Raw genomic sequence first — 19,097 nt, forward strand, 5'->3', positions numbered from 1 at the left:
CGGAGGTTGCGGTCGATTATACGGGTGCCGGACCGGACGGCGTCGGCATTGGCTGAACGCGGATCAGGCGGCGCCCTGCAACCATTGCAGCGCGGCAGCGGCGGTATGGAAGGAGCCGAACACCAGTACGCGGTCACCGCGCCCGGCCTGGGCCAGTACCTGTGCCAGCGCCTGCTCGACAGTATCAGCGCGCTGGGCCTTGGCCGCCGCCGTACCGGCCAGGCGGGCCTGCAACTGGGCAGCACTCTGCCCGCGCGGGCCGTCCAGTCCGGCCAGGGTCCACTCGCCGACCACGTCCTGCAGCGCCTGCACAACGCCCACCGCGTCCTTGTCCTGCAGCGCGGCGTACACCGCCAGGGTGCGCCCGGCCGACGCTTCGGCCTTCAGCGCGCGCGCCAGCTGGCCCGCCGCCTGCGGGTTGTGCCCGACATCGACACGGACCTGCACGCCGTCACGCTCGAACGCCTGCAGGCGGCCAGAGATGCGCGCCGCCGCGACACCAGCAGCCCACGCCGCACGCGGCACCGGCTTGTCCAGCGCGCGCAGCGCAGCGATGGCGGCACCCGCGTTGGCCAGCTGGATCGGGCCGGCCAGCGCCGGGGTCGGCAGTTCCATGCGCAGGCCGACATCGCGCCAGCGCCAGCGCTGGGCATCGATTGGTTCGTAGAAATAATCGCTGCCGCCGCGGATCGCGTTGGCGCCGACCAGGTAGGCACGTGCGAGCACGCTCGACGGCGGGTCGGTCTCGCCCAGGATCACCGGCTTCCAGCCACGGATGATGCCGGCCTTCTCGGTGCCGATCGCTTCGCGGTCCTCGCCCAGCCATTCGGCATGGTCGATGTCCACGGTGGTGATCACCGCCACGTCAGCGTCGACGATGTTGACCGCATCCAGGCGACCGCCCAGGCCCACTTCCAGCACCGCCAGGTCCAGCCCGGCGTCGGCGAACAGCTGCAGCGCGGCCAGCGTGCCGTACTCGAAATAGGTCAGCGTGATATCGCCACGCGCGGCCTCGATGGTGTTGAAGGCGGCGACCAGCGCCGCATCCTCCACATCGTGGCCGTCGATGCGCACGCGCTCGTTGTAGCGCAGCAGGTGCGGCGAGGTGTACGCGCCGACCTTCCAGCCGGCAGCACGCGCGATGGCTTCGATGAAGGCCACGGTGGAGCCCTTGCCGTTGGTGCCACCGACCACGATGGTGCGCTGGGCCGGCGCCCCCAGGCCCATCGCCGTGGCCACGGCGCGCACGCGCTCCAGGCCCATGTCGATGGTCGCCGGGTGCTGGCGTTCAATGTAGTCCAGCCAGTCGGCCAGGGTGGTCGGGGTGTTCGTCACGGCAGCGGTTCCAGCAGAAGCAGTTGATGCGAGGGGATGGATCAGAGTGCGCGGTGCTTGGCTTCGCCGAAGAACGGCGTGTGGTGGGCACAGTCGTTCAGGCGCACCACTTCCAGGCTGTCCAGGTCGGCGCCTTCGAGCAGGTTGAGCGTGGTCGGCGCCTGGCGGAAGGTCCACAGGCGGGAGATCGGCAGGCCCAGCACCTTGCACAGGATCACGCGGTTGACCGCATCATGGGCGACCACCAGCAGGGTGTCGTGCTCGCCGAGGCCTTCGGTGGCGCGGGCCAGGCCGCGCCAACTGCGCTCCAGCACCAGGCGCAGCGATTCACCGCCGGGCATCAGCACGGTGTCCGGCTCCTCGCGCCACGCCTTCAGGCGCGACGGGTCCTTTTCGTTGATTTCGCTGGCCAGCAGGCCTTCCCACTCGCCGTGGGCGATTTCCTGCAGCTCCGGCTCGGTCAGCAACATGTCGGCACGGGCGGCACCGAGTGCCAGCTGCGCGGTGCGCTGCGCGCGTGACAGCGGCGAGGCGACGGCACGGGTGATGTCCACCGAGGCCAAGCGGGCGCCCAGGGCCTGGGCCTGGGCTTCACCGATCGGCGAAAGCGGGATGTCGATCTGGCCCTGGTAGCGGCCTTCGGCGTTCCACGGCGTTTCGCCGTGGCGGGCAAGCAGGATGCGCATGCGTGCAAGGGGTCCTGGGGGGAGGAGGTTCCGCGTTTCGTTCACATCCTGTGAAGTGCGCGGAACAGGGATGATACCCGTTCGGCGCACCGGGCCGTGCCGGGCATGAAAAAACCCCGCGACGTGGATCGCGGGGTTTTGGAAACTCCGGCTATCTGGTCGGGGTTGCCGGCCAGCGGCCGGCACTACCGCAACGGGTTTATTTCGCCAGGTTCAGTTCCTTCAGCAGCGCCGGCGCCGGCGCCACTTCCTGCATGATCCACTGCATGTAGCGGCTGTCGACCGCGATCATGCGGGTCATCACCGGGTCGAACACCCAGTTGGAGCTGACCGATTCCCAGTTGCCGTCGAAGGCCAGGCCGACCAGCTTGCCGTTGGCGTCCAGCACCGGTGAACCCGAGTTGCCACCGGTGATGTCCAGGTTGGACAGGAAGTTCACCGGCACCGAGCCCACGCGCTTGTCTTCCAGGCCGCCGTAGCGCTTGGCCTTGACCGCGTCGAGCAGGGCCTTGGGCGCATCGAACGGATCGACGCCGGTGTCCTTGGCGACGATGCCCTCCAGCGTGGTGAACGGGGTGTAGGCCACGCCGTCCCTGGGCTCATAGCCCATCACGTTGCCGAAAGTGATGCGCAGCGACAGGTTGGCATCCGGGTACACGAACTCGCCCTGGCTCTTCTTGTAGTCAGCCAGTGCCTGCAGGTACAGCGGACGTGCGGTCAGCGACTCGCCTTCGCGGATCTTCTTCTGCTCTTCCTGCTTCAGCAGCGACGGCATGATCGCCACCGCGTACTGGATGGCCGGATCGGTGCTGGCTTCGAACGCGGCGCGGTCGGCCTTGAACCACTTCAGGCGTGCATCCAGGCTGCCCAGCTCAGTGCCCGACAGCTTGCTCACCAGTGCCTTGACCGCGCTGGCATCGCTGCCGCCCAGCCAGGTGTTCAGCACGTCGTTGTTGCGCTGCGCGGCCGGCAGGGCGACGTACTGGTCCAGCCAGTAGGTCTGCAGCTGCTGGTCCATCTTCGCCACATAGCGGCGATCCATCTGCTTCAGGCCGCCTTCCAGGGTCGGCAGGTCGCGCTGCTGGTAGCCGACCTCGCGCTCGGCGTCCGGCTTGGTGCGCTCGATCGACAGGCGGTACAGGCCGATGGCGGCGTTGACCGCCGAGGTGTTGTTGAACTGGCCGACGAACAGATCGCGCTCGCGGGTCGCCTTGCTGGTATCCAGGTGCTTGACCAGCTGCGCGTGCGCTGCCAGGGCCGGCTTGCCGGCGGCGCCCTGCTTCTTCAGCCAGGCCAGCACGGCGGCTTCTTCAGCCTGCTTCTGGCCAGCAGCGTCGATGCGCTTGAAGCCTTCCAGCTGGCCGGCGTAGTTCTTGGCCACGTTGTTCATGCTGGCCGCGGTGGCGGCGTACTTCACCTTGACGTCGGCGTCGGCCTTGCCCGCCTCATCGATCATCTTCAACACTGCGTTGTAGTGCCTGGCGATGGTCGGGTAGGTCCAGCTGGCGGTTTCGTTGAACTCACCGGCCAGCGCGTAGCGGTTGGTGCGGCCCGGATAGCCTGCCACCATCACGAAGTCACCGGCGCCCAGCGGCTGGTCGGTGAACTTCAGGAAGTGCTTGGGCTGGTACGGCACGTTGTCGGCCGAGAATGCGGCCGGCTTGCCGTCCTTGCCGACGTAGGCGCGGTAGAACGAGAAGTCGCCGGTGTGGCGCGGCCACATCCAGTTGTCGACGTCGCCGCCGTACTTGCCGACGCTGCCCGGGGGCGCGTAGACCAGGCGCACGTCCTTGATTTCCATGTTGCGGAACAGTCGGTAGGTGTTGCCGCCGGAGAAGGTGTACAGGCGGCAGCGGAAGCCGTCCTCGGCTTCACACGCGGCGACCTGGGCCTTGTCGAAGGCATCCAGCGCACGGCTGCGGGCCAGCGGGTCGTTGCCGGCGGCGGCAATGGCGGCCTTGGCCTGGGCGGTGACGTCGGTGATCTGGTCGAGCACGTAGACGCGGGCGTTCGGGCCGGCGCTCAGTTCATCGCTGTGCTTCGGCGCGTTGAAGCCGTCCTTGATCAGGTTCTTCTCGGCGGTCGAATTCAGCTGGATCGCACCGTAGGCGCAGTGGTGGTTGGTGACCACCAGGCCCTGCGGCGACACGAAGCTGGCGGTGCAGCCGCCGAGGGCGACGACCGCGCCCATCGGGTCGCCGGTGAGGTTGGACAGCTGCTCCGGGGACAGCTTCAGGCCGGCCTTCTGCAACGGACCGGCGATTTCCGGCAGCTGCTGCGGCACCCACATGCCTTCAGCGGCATGGGCGACCTGGGCCAGCCCGAGGCTGGCGACGATGGAGAATGCAAGCAGGTTCGAGCGCATGGAGCAGCCCCTGGTAGTGGAACCCTCGATTGTAGCCCGCCGCCCTGCCCCGGCCCGAACCCCGGAAGTCATGGGCCTACTTCTTGCTCTGCCATGCGCACATCGGCCGCGCACATGGAATCGTCCAGAGGAGGCGTGGTCACCCTGGCCGGGACCGTTGGCGCCATGGGCCGGGCGCATGCGACTGGCGGGTTGGGCAGGACGCCCAACCCCGGTCTTGCCGTGTGCGCAGGATAGCGCGCACGAGCAAGGCGCCATCGAGCACCATGGATGGGCTTTTGCGTGTCCCGGCCAGGGTGACCGCGCGCCCTCCCCAGGAATCAAGGAGGCGCTGCTGTTTGCAGCACGTTCGAAACGCCCGTCGGCGCACGCCTTTCGTTCCGCCATTGCACCCGCAACGCAACATGGGAAATCCGCGCGGCACCCTATAATCCGCGCTTTCCCCCTGATGAGTTCCACCCCGATGGCGCAGCAAACGATGAAGGCCCTGGTCAAGCGCGAAGCGGCCAAGGGCATCTGGCTGGAAGAAGTTCCGGTGCCGACCCCGGGCCCGAACGAGGTCCTGATCAAGCTGGAAAAGACCGCGATCTGCGGCACCGACCTGCACATCTACCTGTGGGACGAGTGGAGCCAGCGCACCATCAAGCCGGGCCTGACCATCGGCCATGAGTTCGTCGGCCGCATTGCCGCGCTCGGCTCGGCGGTGACCGGCTATGAGATCGGCCAGCGCGTCTCGGCCGAAGGTCACATCGTCTGTGGCCATTGCCGCAACTGCCGTGGCGGCCGCCCGCACCTGTGCCCGAACACCGTCGGCATCGGCGTCAACGTCAACGGCGCCTTCGCCGAATACATGGTGATGCCGGCCAGCAACCTGTGGCCGATCCCGGACCAGATCCCGTCGGAACTGGCCGCGTTCTTCGACCCGTACGGCAATGCCGCACACTGCGCGCTGGAATTCGACGTGATCGGCGAAGACGTGCTGATCACCGGCGCCGGTCCGATCGGCATCATCGCCGCCGGCATCTGCAAGCACATCGGTGCGCGCAACGTGGTGGTGACCGACGTCAACGACTTCCGCCTGAAGCTGGCCGCCGACATGGGCGCCACCCGCGTGGTCAACGTCGCCAACCAGTCGCTGAAGGACGTGATGAAGGAGCTGCACATGGAGGGCTTCGACGTGGGCCTGGAAATGAGCGGCAACCCGCGCGCGTTCAACGACATGCTCGACTGCATGTACCACGGCGGCAAGATCGCCATGCTCGGCATCATGCCCAAGGGCGCCGGCTGCGACTGGGACAAGATCATCTTCAAGGGCCTGACCGTGCAGGGCATCTACGGCCGCAAGATGTACGAGACCTGGTACAAGATGACCCAGCTGGTGCTGTCCGGCTTCCCGCTCGGCAAGGTGATGACCCACCAGCTGCCGATCGACGAGTTCCAGAAGGGCTTCGACCTGATGGAAGAAGGCAAGGCCGGCAAGGTCGTGCTCAGCTGGAATTGACCCGAAGGGTCAATTCCCCCGCATGTTTCCTTATCCCCGCGCCTTTGGCGCGCCCCCTTGAACAACAAGGGGGCTCTTCCCCAGATGGGATCAAGAACACCGCGGAACTGAAAAAGGCGCCCGATGGGCGCCTTTTTCGCAATGCGTGCCAGGCAAGCTTGGCACCTACCGTAACGCCTGCGGCGTTACTTGCCCACGGCCACGGTCAGCAGCACCCGGCTGTGGGCCAGCTTGCCCGAGTTCTCGCGTCCATTGCCGTCGGTGCCGTAGTAGCCCAGGCCGACGTTGAACAGGCCGAACTGGCGGCTGACGCCGACGTTCCAGTCGGTATAGTCCTTGGCGATGCCGTCCTCGAAGGTGCTGCGACCGACGTTGGCATTCAGCGTGAAGTCCTTCGGCAGGCCCCAGCTGCCGCCCAAGCCGTAGTACCAGCCATCGGTGCCGCTGTTCCACTGGTCGTTGGTGTAGGCCACGGTCAGCTTGTAGGTGTCGTCGAGCGTGGTGGTGGTCACCAGCTCGTTGTAGTTCTGGTGGCTGGCACCGAGGTAGGTGTAGCGGTTCAGCAGCACGTCGAAGTTGACGCGCGAAGTGACGTCCACGCCGTAGCCGATCTGGTAGTCGATCTCGGTGTTCGGATCGCCCGGACCGAAGTCCACGCCCGAACCCCAGACACCGGCATACAGGCCCACCGGCGAGGTGTAGGTGAAGCCCGCCTGCAGGGTCGGCTTCTCGTCGGTCTGCGACACGCCACGGAACAGGTAGTCGGAAACGGCGGTGACATTCCAGCTGTACGGCGATTCGTTCTCCTGCGCGCTGGCGGCGAACGGGGCGGCCAGGGTCAGGGCAGCGGCAATGGCGAGGCAGGCACGGGCGTGCTTCATGAGCGTCTCCGGTGGGGGCGGTGGCGTGGCGTGGAAGGCGGGAGCGGCCGGAGCGCGACAGCTCCGGTTCACGAATTCTTAACCACTTTGCTATTGCGATGCAACATGCACTGCCCATGGCGATGCCCCATCCAGCCCGGTTGATGACCGGCGATGCCCGGTAGAATCAGCGGTTTCCCCGTTCAGAGCCGTGCCCACGCCATGACCGACGTCTCCTCCGCCCTGACCCGCCACTACGCCGAGGAACTGGACGCCATCCGCGCCCAGGGCCTGTTCAAGTCCGAGCGGATCATCACCAGCCCGCAATCGGCCGAGATCACCCTCGACGACGGCCGCAAGGTGCTGAACTTCTGTGCCAACAACTACCTGGGCCTGGCCGACCATCCGGACCTGATCCAGGCCGCCAAGGACGCACTGGATACCCACGGCTTCGGCATGGCCTCGGTGCGCTTCATCTGCGGCACCCAGGACCTGCACAAGCAGCTGGAGAAGCAGATCGCCGATTTCTTCGGCAAGCAGGACACCATCCTGTACGCGGCCTGCTTCGATGCCAACGGTGGCCTGTTCGAGCCGCTGCTCGGCGAGAACGACGCGATCATTTCCGACGCGCTGAACCATGCTTCGATCATCGACGGCGTGCGCCTGTGCAAGGCCAAGCGCTTCCGCTACGCCAACTGCGACATGGCCGATCTGGAAGCGCAGCTGCAGGCCGCCGATGCCGCAGGCTGCAAGACCAAGCTGATCACCACCGATGGCGTATTCTCGATGGACGGCTTCATCGCGCCGCTGGACGAGATCACCGCGCTGGCGAAGAAGTACAACGCGCTGGTACACATCGACGAATGCCACGCCACCGGCTTCCTTGGCGCTACCGGCCGTGGTTCGGCCGAGGTCAAGGGCGTGCTGGAGAAGATCGACATCATCACCGGCACTCTGGGCAAGGCCATGGGCGGCGCGCTGGGCGGCTTCACCTGCGCCAGCGCCGAGGTGATCGAACTGCTGCGCCAGCGCTCGCGCCCGTACCTGTTCTCCAACTCGCTGCCGCCGCATGTGGTGGCCGCCGGCATCAAGGCGTTCGAAATGCTGGCTGCCGCTGACGACCTTCGCAGCACGCTGGCCGAGAACACCGCCTACTTCCGCGAGAAGATGGCCGCCGCCGGTTTCGACGTGAAGCCGGGCGTGCATCCGATCAGCCCGGTAATGCTGTATGACGCACCGTTGGCGCAGAAATTCGCCGAGCGCCTGCTGGAAGAAGGCATCTACGCGATCGGCTTCTTCTTCCCGGTGGTGCCCAAGGGCCAGGCCCGCATCCGGACCCAGATCAGCGCCGCGCACAGCCGCGAGCACCTGGATCGCGCGATCGATGCGTTCACCCGCATTGGTGTCGAACTGGGCGTGGTCAAGGGCTGATCATGCCGGGGTCGGATCCCTTTCCTGCGGAAAAGGCCCTGACCCCGCTGGTCAAAGCGTGCCGACCAAGGTCGGCACCTACCGGGCTGGATGGCTGCCGACCACGGTCGGCACCCGCCGTGGCCTGAGGGCGTGCCGGCCAGGGTCGGCACCGCCAGGCGTCACTTCTTTTTCTTCTTGCCCTTCGGCTCTTCCTTGCTGGCCACCACTACCGGCTTGGCGGCGGCGTCCTGGCCGTTGCCCTTGGCAACGCGGATGCCGTTGGCCTTCATCCAGGCATCGAACTCATCGGCGGTCATCTTCTTGTCGCCGTTGCTCATCAGGAAGCGGTAACTGCCGCGACCATCCAGCTCCGGGGTCTTCACTTCCACCACCGGGGTCTCGACAGGCGTTTCCGCCTTGGCCACCTTCTTGTGGCCGCCACAGGCGGCCAGCAGCACCATCGGCAGCAGCAGGCCTGCGCAGCGCAGGGTTTGGTTGAGGGTCGGGTGGTACATGGGCAGGCTCCGTTCGGGAAATTCAGCAACCAGGCGCCCCCTACGCCTGGAACGGTGGCCGGCAACTGCCGGCCGCGGGCGATGATCAGCCCGGTGCAGCGGCCCCCAGCCGCTGCTGGTCGCTGACCTCCAGCACCCGCCATTGCCCCTTGCCGAGATCGCCGAGCAGCAGCCCACCGATCGCGACCCGGACCAGGCGCAGCACCTGCAGGTCGAAGGCCGCCAACAGGCGGCGGATATGGCGGTTGCGTCCCTCGTCGAGGACCACCTCCAGCCATGCGGTCTTGTCGCCACTGCGCAGTACGCGCACGGCCTGGGCGACGAGGAACTCGCCCTCGTCCTCGACACCGGCGCGCAGCGCGGCCAGGGTGTCCTCATCGGGAAGACGATCCACCTGCACGTGATAGGTCTTCTGTGGGCCGGTCTCCGGATCGGTCAGGCGCGCCGCCCACTGCGGATCATTGCTGAACAACAACAGCCCTTCGCTGGCCTTGTCCAGGCGCCCGACCGGCGCGATCCACGGCAGGCCGGCACCATCGAAGCAGCGATACACCGTGTCGCGACCACGCTCGTCCTGCGCCGTGGTCACCACGCCGCGCGGCTTGTTGAGCACCAGGTACAGCCGCTGCGGCGCATCCATCGGCCGGCCATCGACTTCGATCGGCGGGTGCGGACTGGCAATCGGGAACTCGGGATCACGGATGATGCGGCCGGACACGCGCACGCGGCCATCGGAAATCCATCGCGCGGCCTCGCTGCGTGAGCACACGCCGGCCTTGGACAGCACGCGCGCCAGGCCATGGCGCACGCCATTGGAGACATCCGGAACCGCACGCCCACGCGATGCGTGGGAGCGGGCAGCGGGGGCAGCAGGTGGGCGGCGCGTGCGCAAGCCTCTGCTCCCCGCCGCGCTTACTTCTTGTCGACCGGCTTGGTCTCAGCCGGTGCTTCGGCCGCAGCCGGAGTGGCGGCCGGAGCCGGACGCGCCTTGACCACACGCACGCCACGCGCCTTCATCCAGGCGTCGAACTCTTCGGCGGTCATGCGCTTGCCGTTCTGGCTCATGTCGAAGCGCCAGGGCGTGTTGTCGAATTCGGTCTGCGGCTTGTAGGCCGCCGGATCGTTCGGCTTCACCGCCGGTGCGCTCGGAATGGCCTTGGCGATGTTCTGGCACCCATCGATGCGCAGGCGCTGCAGCACCTGGTCCAGCGACTGCGACGGATCGTAGTTGCTGCTCAGCACGCCGGCCGGCATGCCCAGCTGGTTGCCACGGATGTAGAGCTCGTCGGCCACCGGCGCGATGGTCGTGGCCGGCAACGGCAGCGGCGAGGCGCTGGTGTTGACCGAGCAATCGACCGCAGCGTGGGCGGCGGGAACCAGGGCCAGCGCCAGGAAGGCGGCCGATGCAGAGCGCAGCATGAAGGGCATCCAGGAAAGGAAGTGACGCGGCGAGTTTAGCAATGCCGCGACAGCTTTCAAGCGCCACTTTCAATGAATACGGCAACTCATTGGTTTTATGGGCAAAATCCCGACGAACGGTTACTCCCGCGCCTGAAACGCCGGGTTCCGGACCGCAGAAACAACAAGACCCGGCCGAAGCCGGGTCCTGCTGTGTCCTACTGGCAGAGCGTCAGAACTTAGTTCTGGACGTTCAGCTCGGTACGACGGTTCTTGGCGCGACCTTCCGGGTTGTCCGAACCATCCGGGTTGGTGTTCGGAGCAATCGGACGGCTCTCGCCGTAGCCGATCGGGCCGACCAGGCGACCGGCGTCGACGCCGTTCTTGGTCAGGTAGTTGTACACGGCGGTGGCGCGACGCTCCGACAGCTTCTGGTTGTAAGCGTCGGTACCCTTCGAGTCGGTGTGACCGGCAACTTCAACGCGCAGATCCGGGTAACGCTTCAGGATCTCGGTGGCTTCGCTCAGGATCGCCACGGCGTCCGGACGCAGGTTCGACTTGTCGAAGTCGAAGTTGACGCCCTTCAGGTCGATGGAGACCGGAACCGGGCAACCGTCCGGACCGATGGTCTGACCCGGCTGCGAGTTCGGGCACTTGTCGTCGCAGTTGTTGACGCCGTCACCGTCGTCATCCAGGTCGGCGCAGCTCGGGGCAACCGGAGCCGGAGCCGGAGCAGCCGCGACCGGAGCCGGGCCCAGCGGGATCACGACGCCGACCGAAGCCAGCACGTCGCCGAACCAGCTCTCGTCCTTGGCGGCGATGCTCTGGTCGTCGAAGTCAGCGCGGTAGGCCACTTCGGCGCGGACAGCAACACGCTTCTCGAAGGTGGTCTGCAGGCCGACGCCCAGCTTGGCGGCAACGTTGCCGTCCTTACGCTGGCGCGGACCGTTGTTGTCGATTGCAGCGTACTCTTCTTCCGACTTCTGGTAGCCCAGGCCACCGACGATGTACGGGTTCCAGCCGCGGCCTTCCTTGATGAAGTGGCGACGCAGGTCCAGCGAGACGCCGTACTGCGACCAGTTCAGGTCCTGGTTGCTGTCGAAGTTCGGGTTCTGGTAGTTCAGTTCACCGTCCAGCGACCAGTTCGGGCTGATGAACTTACCCAGGCCCAAGGTCACGAACGGAGCGTCATTGGTCAGACGGTCGCTGTCCTGGAAGTTGAAGCCGGCCGAACCGGTCAGGTACCAGCGGTCATCGAACTCCTGCGCCGAAGCTGCCTGGGCGAAAGCCAGGCCGCCCAGCAGCGCGGCAGTAAGGATCTTCTTGTTCATTGAGTACAGCTCCTATTTCGGGGGTATGAAACCGGTAGAGGCATGGGCCAGCACTAGTGCGTCGATGTACGACAGCCGATTCAGCACGCCACCGCCGCGAACATTATGCTCAGGCGGGTGAAGGCCATGTTAACAGTCCCGTAACATGTGAAGTGTTGCGCCCGACCGTCGACCGGTCCGACGTTGAAACCCTATACAGGATGATGAAAATCCGCAAGACCCACACGCTGCAAGGGTTTGACGGGGTTTAAGCGCGAAAACCGACATACTGCGCAGCACATTGCATCGCACGGTTCAGCAGGTTTGCGGAAACGTGAGGAACCTTATGATGTGATCACGAACCCAGCCGGAGCCGTGATGAAAGCCGTCGCCCTGAGTCGTGAATACGCACCTGCCCTGCGTGATGTCCTGCTGCCGCCGCCGCTGCCTCCTCGCGGCCGCGATCTGCTGGTGCGGATCGAAGCGGTATCGGTCAACCCCGTCGATGGCAAGCAGCGGGCCGCTACCGATCCGGCCACCCTTGAGGTTCCCCGGGTGCTCGGCTGGGACGCCGCCGGTGTGGTCGAAGCCATCGGTGACGAGGCCAGCCTGTTCGCCTCCGGTGACGAGGTCTACTTCGCCGGTGACGTTACCCGGCCGGGCTGCAACGCCCAGTACCAGTGGGTGGACGAGCGCCTGGTCGCCCGCAAGCCGAGCACGCTCGATTTCGCCGAAGCCGCCGCACTACCCCTGACCACGCTGACCGCCTGGGAGCTGTTGTTTCAGCGCATGCCGCTGCACCTGGATGATCGCCGCCATGGCGGCCAGCACCTGCTGGTGATCGGCGGTGCGGGAGGCGTGGGCTCGATGGCGATCCAGCTGGCCCGCCATGCCGGCTTCGAGGTGATCGCCACCGCCTCGCGCGAGGCCTCGATCGACTGGTGCCGGCAGATGGGGGCCACGCATGTGATCGACCATCGGCAGCCGCTGCAGCCCCAGCTGCAGGCACTGGGCATCGACGCAGTGCAGGTGGCGCTCAACCTGGCCGACACCGATCACTACTGGGACGAACTGGGCCAGCTGCTGGCACCACAGGGCCATGTCGGCCTGATCGTGGAGCCGCGTGGCGCACTGCGCATCGGCGATCCGTACAAGGCCAAATGCATCGGCATCCATTGGGAGTTCATGTTCGCGCGCTCGCGCTTCGCCACCGCCGACTGCATCGAACAGCATCGCATCCTCAGCCGCGCCGCCAGCATGATCGATGCCGGCCAGCTGCGTGGCACGCTCAGTGAAACGCTGGGCACGATCAATGCGGCCAACCTGGACATCGCGCATCAGCGCCTGGCCAGCGGGCACACGGTGGGCAAGCTGGCGCTGGTGGGCTGGGACACTGACGCCGTGATGTAGGCCGAGCCCACGCCAGGCTGCTACGCCTGCCGCCACCAGCAGAGCACGGGCGCGGCCCTGCTCAACCGCCCGCCTGCAGGATCGGCGCTGCCTGTACCAGCGGATTGGCTGGGATCTGTATCTATGGGCTCAAGGAAATCAGGGATACGGTGGAAACAGATCTCCCCTCCCCCGAGCCCACCATGCCTACCGCCCTGCCCCTGCGCCTGCTGCAACTGATCACCGGCCTGTTCCTGTATGGCTTCGGTGCCTCGCTGATGATCCGTGCCGCCATCGGCGTGGCGCCCTGGGACGTGCTGTCGCAGGGCATCGCCGCACAGACGCCGCTGTCCTTCGGGCTGGCGACCAATGTCATCGGCGCACTGGTGCTGTTGCTGTGGTGGCCACTGCGCCAGAAGCCGGGCGTCGGCACGGTGCTCAACGTGATGCTGATCGGTCCCTCCGCACAGTTCGGGTTGTGGCTGCTGCCACCGGCCATCGGCGTGGGCTGGCAGCTGGCGATGTTCTGTGCAGGCATGCTGCTGGTCGCGCTGGCCACCGGCCTGTACATCGGCGCCCGCCTCGGCCCGGGACCGCGCGATGGCTTGATGACTGGCCTGCATGCCCGCACCGGTTGGCCGATCTGGAAGGTGCGCAGCCTGATCGAAGGCAGCGTATTGCTGCTGGGCTGGTGGCTGGGCGGCAATGTCGGCCTCGGCACCCTCGCCTTCGCCCTGCTGATCGGCCCGCTGTGCGGCGTCACGCTGGGCTGGTTCGGGATCGGCCGCCCCCCGGTCGTACCCGCCGCTGCCCGGCAGCCGCAATCACCCTGAGCTGCCCCGAATGCCGGCCAGCGGCCGGCACTATCGCCCCCGGAGTTCGGGGGCAGCGCCGCAGGCGCGGAGGGGGAGGCCGGTAAGTGGGGCCCGCGATTCGCGCAGCGAAACGCGGGAGCGACAGCACGCATGTGCCGAGCGTACCCGGCCAGCGGCCGGCACTATCGCCCCCGGAGTTCGGGGGCAGCGCCGGCGCCATCCAGCGGCCCTTGCCCCGGCCGCCGTTTCGCGGCACGCTTCGCGCTTCCGTACGCAAGCGTATCGACCATGTCGCCAGCCAACGAAAGCGCCTATCCCCATCTGTTCGCCCCGCTGGACCTGGGCTTCACCCAACTGCGCAACCGCGTATTGATGGGCTCGATGCACACCGGCCTGGAGGATCGCGCCCGCGACTTCCCGCGGCTGGCGGCGTATTTCGCCGAGCGCGCCGAGGGCGGCGTCGGCCTGATCGTCACCGGCGGCTTCGCACCGAATGTGGTCGGCTGGCTGAAGCCGTTCGGCGGCAAGCTGTCCTGGCCCTGGGAAGTGCGGCCGCACCGCCAGCTCACCGCCGCCGCGCACCAGCACGGCGCGAAGATCTGCCTGCAGCTGCTGCATGCAGGCCGTTACGCCTATCACCCGTTGTCGGTGGCACCGTCGAAGCTGAAGGCACCGATCAACCCGTTCACCCCGCGCGTGTTGTCGGCCAGCGGCGTCGACCGGCATATCGCCGATTACGCACGCAGCGCGAAGCTGGCCCGCGAGGCTGGCTACGACGGCGTGGAAGTGATGGGTTCGGAGGGCTACCTCATCAACGAATTCATCGCCCCGCGCACCAACAAGCGCACCGATGCCTGGGGCGGCGACGCGCGCCAACGCATGCGCTTCGCGGTCGAGATCGTAGGCCGCATCCGCGAGGCCTGCGGCCCGGACTTCATCATCATCTATCGCCTGTCGCTGGTGGATCTGGTCGACGACGGCAGCAGCTGGGAAGAAATCGTGCAGCAGGCGCAGGCCATCGAGGCGGCCGGCGCAACGATCATCAATTCCGGCATCGGCTGGCACGAAGCGCGCATTCCGACCATCGCCACCTCGGTGCCGCGTGCTGCCTTCGCCGGGGTCACCGCCAAGCTCAAGCCGCATGTGAAGGTGCCGCTGGTGGCGACCAACCGCATCAACATGCCCGACGTCGCCGAGCGCATCCTCGCCAATGGCGGCGCCGACATGGTGTCGCTGGCGCGCCCGCTGCTGGCCGACCCGCAGTGGCCGAACAAGGCCCGTGCCGGCCGCGCCGAGGCGATCAACACCTGCATCGCCTGCAACCAGGCCTGCCTGGACCACGTGTTCGAGAACAAGCTGGCCAGCTGCCTGGTCAATCCGCGCGCCGCGCACGAGACCGAGCTGGTCTATCACCCCACCGCCACGCCGAAGAAGATTGCCGTGGTCGGTGCCGGCCCTGCCGGCCTGGCCTGTGCCACCGTCGCTGCCCAGCGCGGCCACCAGGTCACCCTGTTCGACGCCAATGATGAGATCGGCGGCCAGTTCAACGTGGCCAAGCGCATCCCCGGCAAGGAAGAGTTCCACGAGACCCTGCGCTACTTCCGCCACAAACTGGCCGAAACCGGTGTGCAGCTGCGCCTCGGCACCCGCGCCGATGCCGCCCAGCTGACCGGCTTCGACGAAGTGGTGCTGGCCACCGGCATCACGCCGCGCAGAGTTGATTTCCCCGGTGCCGACCACGCCAGGGTGGTCAGCTATCTGGACGTACTGCTGGGCCGGGTCGAAGTGGGCGCCAGTGCGGCGATCATCGGCGCCGGCGGCATCGGCTTCGATGTCGGCGAATTCCTCAGCCACGCCGGCGAGTCCCCCTCCCTCGACCCGCAGCGCTGGATGGCCGAATGGGGCGTGGACAGCACCTTCGAGGCCCGCGGCTCACTGGCCAGGCCGGAGGTTGAAACCTCGCCGCGCCGGCTGTGGCTGCTGCAGCGCAGCCCGGGCAAGCCCGGCGCGCGCCTGGGCAAGACCACCGGCTGGATCCATCGCGCCACGCTGAAGGCCAAGGGCGTGCGCATGCTCGGTGGCGTCGAGTACCTCGGCGTGGACGACGCGGGCCTGCGCATCCGCGTGGACGGCAGCGAACAGCTGCTGCCGGTCGACCATGTGGTGATCTGCGCCGGGCAGGAACCCAACCGCGCGCTGCAGGCCGAACTGCAGGCGGCCGGCATCAACGCGCAGCTGATCGGCGGTGCCGACGTGGCCGCAGAACTCGACGCCAAGCGCGCCATCGACCAGGGCAGCCGGGTTGCCGCCGGGCTCTGATGAGCGCCTGAATGGGGGGCGGAATGTGATTTCCGTCACCCTCATTGAACCTGAATGTCAAGCCGAGCGGTTCACGATGCGTTCGGCTACGCCCCCCTACCTTGCGCCATCTTTCCGCTCACCAGCCAGTTTCCGGTGAGCCGGCGCAGCCCCACGATCGGTACTGGTCGTTTCTTTTGGGGCTGCCCAACGGGGCGGCCCCGATGGCCGCCTCCCCATGACGCCAAGTCGTACCCCGCCTCCTGTCGCCCTGCGGCCGGAACCGGAGGGTGCGGCCCATACGGAGCAAGGAGTTATATGAAACTGGCCTGGATTCTCTGGCTGTCGCAGTTGTTGCCGCAGCCGGCCGCTGATTCACTGTGTTTGAGCACCACCGTTTACCTGGAAGCCCGCGACCAGACCCTGCGCGGCCAGCAGGCCGTCGCCGAGGTCGCACTGCGCCGTCTCGACAGTGGCCTGTGGGGCGACTCGATGTGCCAGGTGGTCACCGCGCGCAAGCAGTTCGCACCGACCATCGTCTCCCCCGGCACCCAGTTGGGCAACGACGCGGCCTGGAGCGAGGCAATGAACGTGGCCTTCGACGCCGAGCGCAACTGGGCGCTGCCGGCCGGCGAGCGCCGCGAGATCGTGCCCGGTGCCAGCCACTTCGCCGCGCTGTCCATCGCCAGCCCGAACTGGCGCAATGCCTACCAGGTGGCCACCATCGGCGATCACACCTTCTATAAGGTGCAGAACCTCAAGCCGCGGCAGTCGTAACGATCCGTGCCGGCGGCAGCGTTGCCGCCTGCCGGCAGGCTCTGGGATAGTGGGCGTTTCCCGCCCGCATCGCCTGGAGTTCCCATGAAGCTGTACAGCAAGCCCGGTGCCTGTTCCACCGCCGACCACATCGCCCTGCAGTGGACCGGCCAGCCGTTCGAGGTTGAACTGCTGAACAAGGACACCCTGAAGGGTCCGGAATTCCTCAAGATCAATCCGGCCGGTGCGGTGCCCGCGCTGGTCGACGGCGACTTCGTGCTGCTGCAGAACGCCGCGATCATGGGCTATATCGCCGACAGCTTCCCGCAGGCCGGCCTCGGCGGTGACGGCAGCCCGCGCCAGCGCGCCGAAGCCACCCGCTGGCTGGCGTTCGTCAATTCCGACGTGCACCCGGCCTTCTCGCCGCTGTTCGCGCCGGGCAAGTTCATTGCCGACGAAGGCCAGTACGACGCGATCCGCGCCGCCGCGCACAAGCGCCTGCGTGGCCTGTTCGAGACCGCCGACAGGCAGCTGGCCGACAAGCCCTGGCTGGCCGGCTTCCGCAGCTTCGCCGACCCGTACTTCTACATCACCCTGCGCTGGGCCGCCGGCACCAAGGTCGACCTGTCGGGCCTGGACAATCTGGCCGCCTACAAGGCACGCATGGATGCCGATGCCGGCGTGCAGGCCGCGCTGAAGGCCGAAGGCCTGGCCTGACCTTGGTCAGGGGTCAGAGCCGTTCGCGTGGCGGACGGATCTGACCCCACCGGCCACCAGACGGGGTCGGATCCGCCTGCGCAGCAGGCGGCTCCGACCCCTCGATATCATTCGCGCGATCAGCCGATCTGGCGGATCACTTCCCCCTTGGCATCGCGCAGGTAGGTCGGCACCACTTCGATGCGCAGCGCCCCCGCCACCGGGTAAACCCCGCGCTCGGCGCGCACCCCTGCCAGGGCCTGCAGGCCCGCCTCGTCCAGTGACCAGCGCGCGCTGTCGGCGGATACGTCCGCCGCTTCACCGCCCCCGTGCGCGATGAACTCCCACTGCCGCTCGCGGCTGGCCAGTTCCAGCGATTTGCCATGGCGCAGGCGCAGCGGCAACAGTTCGCACACGCTGGCGACCTGACCGGCGCCGAGCACCAGCGTGGTGACGCCCGCCTCCTGCCGCCAGTCCAGGGTCTCGATGAACAGCATGCCGGTGCTGGAACCCTCGCGTTCGCTGCCGGCCTGCACCCGCTGTGCCAGCGCAGGGTCCTCCAGCAGGTTGTCGCGATGCAGATCGCTGATCCACAGCGGCATCGCCGGCAGCAGCGCCTGCAGCACGCCACGCGTCGACCAGCGCTTGACCGCCTCCATCTCCTCATCGGTCAATCCGACCAACTGCAGGAACTGCAGATGGCCGTTGGCCGTGTCCCGCGCCGGCAACTGCGGGTCCGCAATGAAGGCCAGATGGCACAGCCGCGTGCCGGTCTCCAGCGCGATCGGACCGTTGGCGTTGAGGTGATGGCCATCCTCGAACACGTTCCCACTGCCGAACACGTAACGCGCCAGGTTCTGCAGCAGGTTCATCGGCCACACCGGCGGGGTGCTGCCGGCGTTCTCACCGGCCTCGGCAGCCAGACGGAAGGTCAGCTCGAAGCCATAACCGCTGGCATCTGCATCACTGCTCTCCTTGGCGTACAGCTCGGAGAAGCCGTAGGTGATGTAATGCCAGTGCGGTACCGGCGCATCCGCCCAGTACACGCTGATGCCATCCAGTGGATCCTGGCCACCGAGCGTGTACGGAAGCGCGGTGCCGAAGTGGCGCGGCTCCTGGCCGGCATACAGCGGCGCCAGCGCCGCATTGATCGCGTCCCAGCCTGGGGTGTCGGTGTCGTCGTGGTCGTCCTGCACGCGGGACTCCTTGTAGGGAAGTGAACCGATCACTTTACGCGGTGGCTCAGGCCTGCACGACCTCACTGCCAGCGTTCAGCACCGCCGACTGGGTTTCCTGCCACCAGCGCTGCGCCAATGCCGGGCTGCGTGCCTTGCCCACCGCCGCCAGCAACTCCGGGCACAAGCGCTCCAGCGCCAGCGCATCGGTGCAGCGTTCGATCTTCAACTGCATGAAGTAGCCCTTCAGGCCCAGGTGGCGGCGCACCGCCTCGCTCATCGCGTCGTACAACTGCTGGTACAGCACCGGGTCGTGTTCGCGCCCGGTGCTGATGCCGCGCGCCGGCGCCACCTCTGCGCTTCCGCCGATCACTTCGATCAGGCCCTGTGCTGACAATTGCTCCAGTGCGTCCGGTGGTGCCCGCAGGCCTTCGAACAGGCCACGCAGTTCGGTGTCGTTGCGATGGCCATCGACCATCAGCAGGATCGAACGCAGTGCCGCCGGCAGGCGCCGGCTACGGTCTTCGATTTCCTGACGGCCAGCAGCCGTCTTGGCGTGCAGCAATGCCATTGCCTCCCCCTCGC

At 67.1% G+C, this 19,097-nt stretch carries 17 protein-coding genes; 7 read left to right on the top strand and 10 right to left on the bottom strand.

Annotated elements, in window-relative coordinates; all coding sequences use genetic code 11:
- Window positions 1-63: 63 nt before the first annotated feature.
- The 3 genes from folC to ACUVWL_RS13290 all read right to left on the bottom strand — a co-directional run bounded on the left by folC (window position 64) and on the right by ACUVWL_RS13290 (window position 4,386).
- Complete coding sequence (gene folC, locus ACUVWL_RS13280) at window positions 64-1,335, bottom strand: bifunctional tetrahydrofolate synthase/dihydrofolate synthase (protein ID WP_046429107.1); 1,272 nt, start codon at window positions 1,333-1,335, stop codon at window positions 64-66.
- Window positions 1,336-1,376: 41 nt separating this feature from the next.
- Window positions 1,377-2,021, bottom strand: coding sequence for a histidine phosphatase family protein (locus tag ACUVWL_RS13285; RefSeq protein WP_014646078.1), 645 nt, complete (start codon window positions 2,019-2,021; stop codon window positions 1,377-1,379).
- 199 nt (window positions 2,022-2,220) lie between these two features.
- Window positions 2,221-4,386, bottom strand: a complete 2,166-nt coding sequence (locus tag ACUVWL_RS13290; protein ID WP_046429104.1) for a S46 family peptidase — start codon at window positions 4,384-4,386, stop codon at window positions 2,221-2,223.
- A gap of 478 nt (window positions 4,387-4,864) precedes the next feature.
- Between ACUVWL_RS13290 and tdh the strand changes: the two genes are divergently transcribed.
- The gene (tdh, locus tag ACUVWL_RS13295) at window positions 4,865-5,887 is read left to right on the top strand and encodes an L-threonine 3-dehydrogenase (protein WP_032955954.1); all 1,023 of its coding nucleotides are present in this window, start codon (window positions 4,865-4,867) and stop codon (window positions 5,885-5,887) included.
- A gap of 185 nt (window positions 5,888-6,072) precedes the next feature.
- On the opposite strand, the gene ACUVWL_RS13300 is transcribed toward tdh, so the two are convergent.
- Complete coding sequence (locus tag ACUVWL_RS13300) at window positions 6,073-6,768, bottom strand: TorF family putative porin (protein ID WP_014646076.1); 696 nt, start codon at window positions 6,766-6,768, stop codon at window positions 6,073-6,075.
- A 201-nt stretch (window positions 6,769-6,969) separates the two neighbouring features.
- Between ACUVWL_RS13300 and kbl the strand changes: the two genes are divergently transcribed.
- Window positions 6,970-8,178 carry a glycine C-acetyltransferase gene (gene kbl / locus ACUVWL_RS13305; RefSeq protein ID WP_046429102.1) on the top strand — a complete coding sequence of 403 codons (1,209 nt, stop codon included), beginning with the start codon at window positions 6,970-6,972 and terminating at the stop codon, window positions 8,176-8,178.
- Window positions 8,179-8,339: 161 nt separating this feature from the next.
- Here kbl and ACUVWL_RS13310 read toward each other — a convergent pair whose 3' ends face one another.
- The 4 genes from ACUVWL_RS13310 to ACUVWL_RS13325 all read right to left on the bottom strand — a co-directional run bounded on the left by ACUVWL_RS13310 (window position 8,340) and on the right by ACUVWL_RS13325 (window position 11,404).
- Window positions 8,340-8,675 carry a hypothetical protein gene (locus tag ACUVWL_RS13310; RefSeq protein WP_046429100.1) on the bottom strand — a complete coding sequence of 112 codons (336 nt, stop codon included), beginning with the start codon at window positions 8,673-8,675 and terminating at the stop codon, window positions 8,340-8,342.
- An 85-nt stretch (window positions 8,676-8,760) separates the two neighbouring features.
- Window positions 8,761-9,567: a pseudouridine synthase gene (locus tag ACUVWL_RS13315; RefSeq protein ID WP_153643616.1), complete on the bottom strand. Its 807-nt coding sequence runs from the start codon at window positions 9,565-9,567 to the stop codon at window positions 8,761-8,763.
- Between the two features lie 20 nt (window positions 9,568-9,587).
- Window positions 9,588-10,094 carry a hypothetical protein gene (locus ACUVWL_RS13320; protein ID WP_014646073.1) on the bottom strand — a complete coding sequence of 169 codons (507 nt, stop codon included), beginning with the start codon at window positions 10,092-10,094 and terminating at the stop codon, window positions 9,588-9,590.
- A gap of 218 nt (window positions 10,095-10,312) precedes the next feature.
- A complete protein-coding gene (locus ACUVWL_RS13325) occupies window positions 10,313-11,404 on the bottom strand; it encodes an OmpA family protein (RefSeq protein WP_014646072.1) in 1,092 nt (363 codons plus the stop codon).
- Window positions 11,405-11,761: 357 nt separating this feature from the next.
- On the opposite strand from ACUVWL_RS13325, the gene ACUVWL_RS13330 reads away from it, so the two are divergent.
- The 5 genes from ACUVWL_RS13330 to ACUVWL_RS13350 all read left to right on the top strand — a co-directional run bounded on the left by ACUVWL_RS13330 (window position 11,762) and on the right by ACUVWL_RS13350 (window position 17,358).
- Entirely contained in the window at window positions 11,762-12,793 is a 1,032-nt protein-coding gene (locus tag ACUVWL_RS13330) for a zinc-binding alcohol dehydrogenase family protein (RefSeq protein WP_445978455.1), read from the top strand.
- A 182-nt stretch (window positions 12,794-12,975) separates the two neighbouring features.
- The gene (gene yczE, locus ACUVWL_RS13335; RefSeq protein WP_014646070.1) at window positions 12,976-13,605 is read left to right on the top strand and encodes a membrane protein YczE; all 630 of its coding nucleotides are present in this window, start codon (window positions 12,976-12,978) and stop codon (window positions 13,603-13,605) included.
- 270 nt (window positions 13,606-13,875) lie between these two features.
- A complete protein-coding gene (locus ACUVWL_RS13340) occupies window positions 13,876-15,906 on the top strand; it encodes an FAD-dependent oxidoreductase (protein WP_445978456.1) in 2,031 nt (676 codons plus the stop codon).
- A 297-nt stretch (window positions 15,907-16,203) separates the two neighbouring features.
- A complete protein-coding gene (locus tag ACUVWL_RS13345; protein WP_004154513.1) occupies window positions 16,204-16,662 on the top strand; it encodes a cell wall hydrolase in 459 nt (152 codons plus the stop codon).
- An 84-nt stretch (window positions 16,663-16,746) separates the two neighbouring features.
- Window positions 16,747-17,358, top strand: a complete 612-nt coding sequence (locus ACUVWL_RS13350; RefSeq protein WP_014646068.1) for a glutathione S-transferase N-terminal domain-containing protein — start codon at window positions 16,747-16,749, stop codon at window positions 17,356-17,358.
- Window positions 17,359-17,477: 119 nt separating this feature from the next.
- On the opposite strand, the gene ACUVWL_RS13355 is transcribed toward ACUVWL_RS13350, so the two are convergent.
- Together ACUVWL_RS13355 and ACUVWL_RS13360 are read right to left on the bottom strand one after the other, a co-directional pair.
- The gene (locus tag ACUVWL_RS13355; protein ID WP_049406569.1) at window positions 17,478-18,533 is read right to left on the bottom strand and encodes a suppressor of fused domain protein; all 1,056 of its coding nucleotides are present in this window, start codon (window positions 18,531-18,533) and stop codon (window positions 17,478-17,480) included.
- Window positions 18,534-18,579: 46 nt separating this feature from the next.
- Window positions 18,580-19,083 carry a hypothetical protein gene (locus ACUVWL_RS13360; protein ID WP_329768255.1) on the bottom strand — a complete coding sequence of 168 codons (504 nt, stop codon included), beginning with the start codon at window positions 19,081-19,083 and terminating at the stop codon, window positions 18,580-18,582.
- Window positions 19,084-19,097: the final 14 nt, after the last annotated feature.

Source organism: Stenotrophomonas muris (assembly GCF_052751275.1).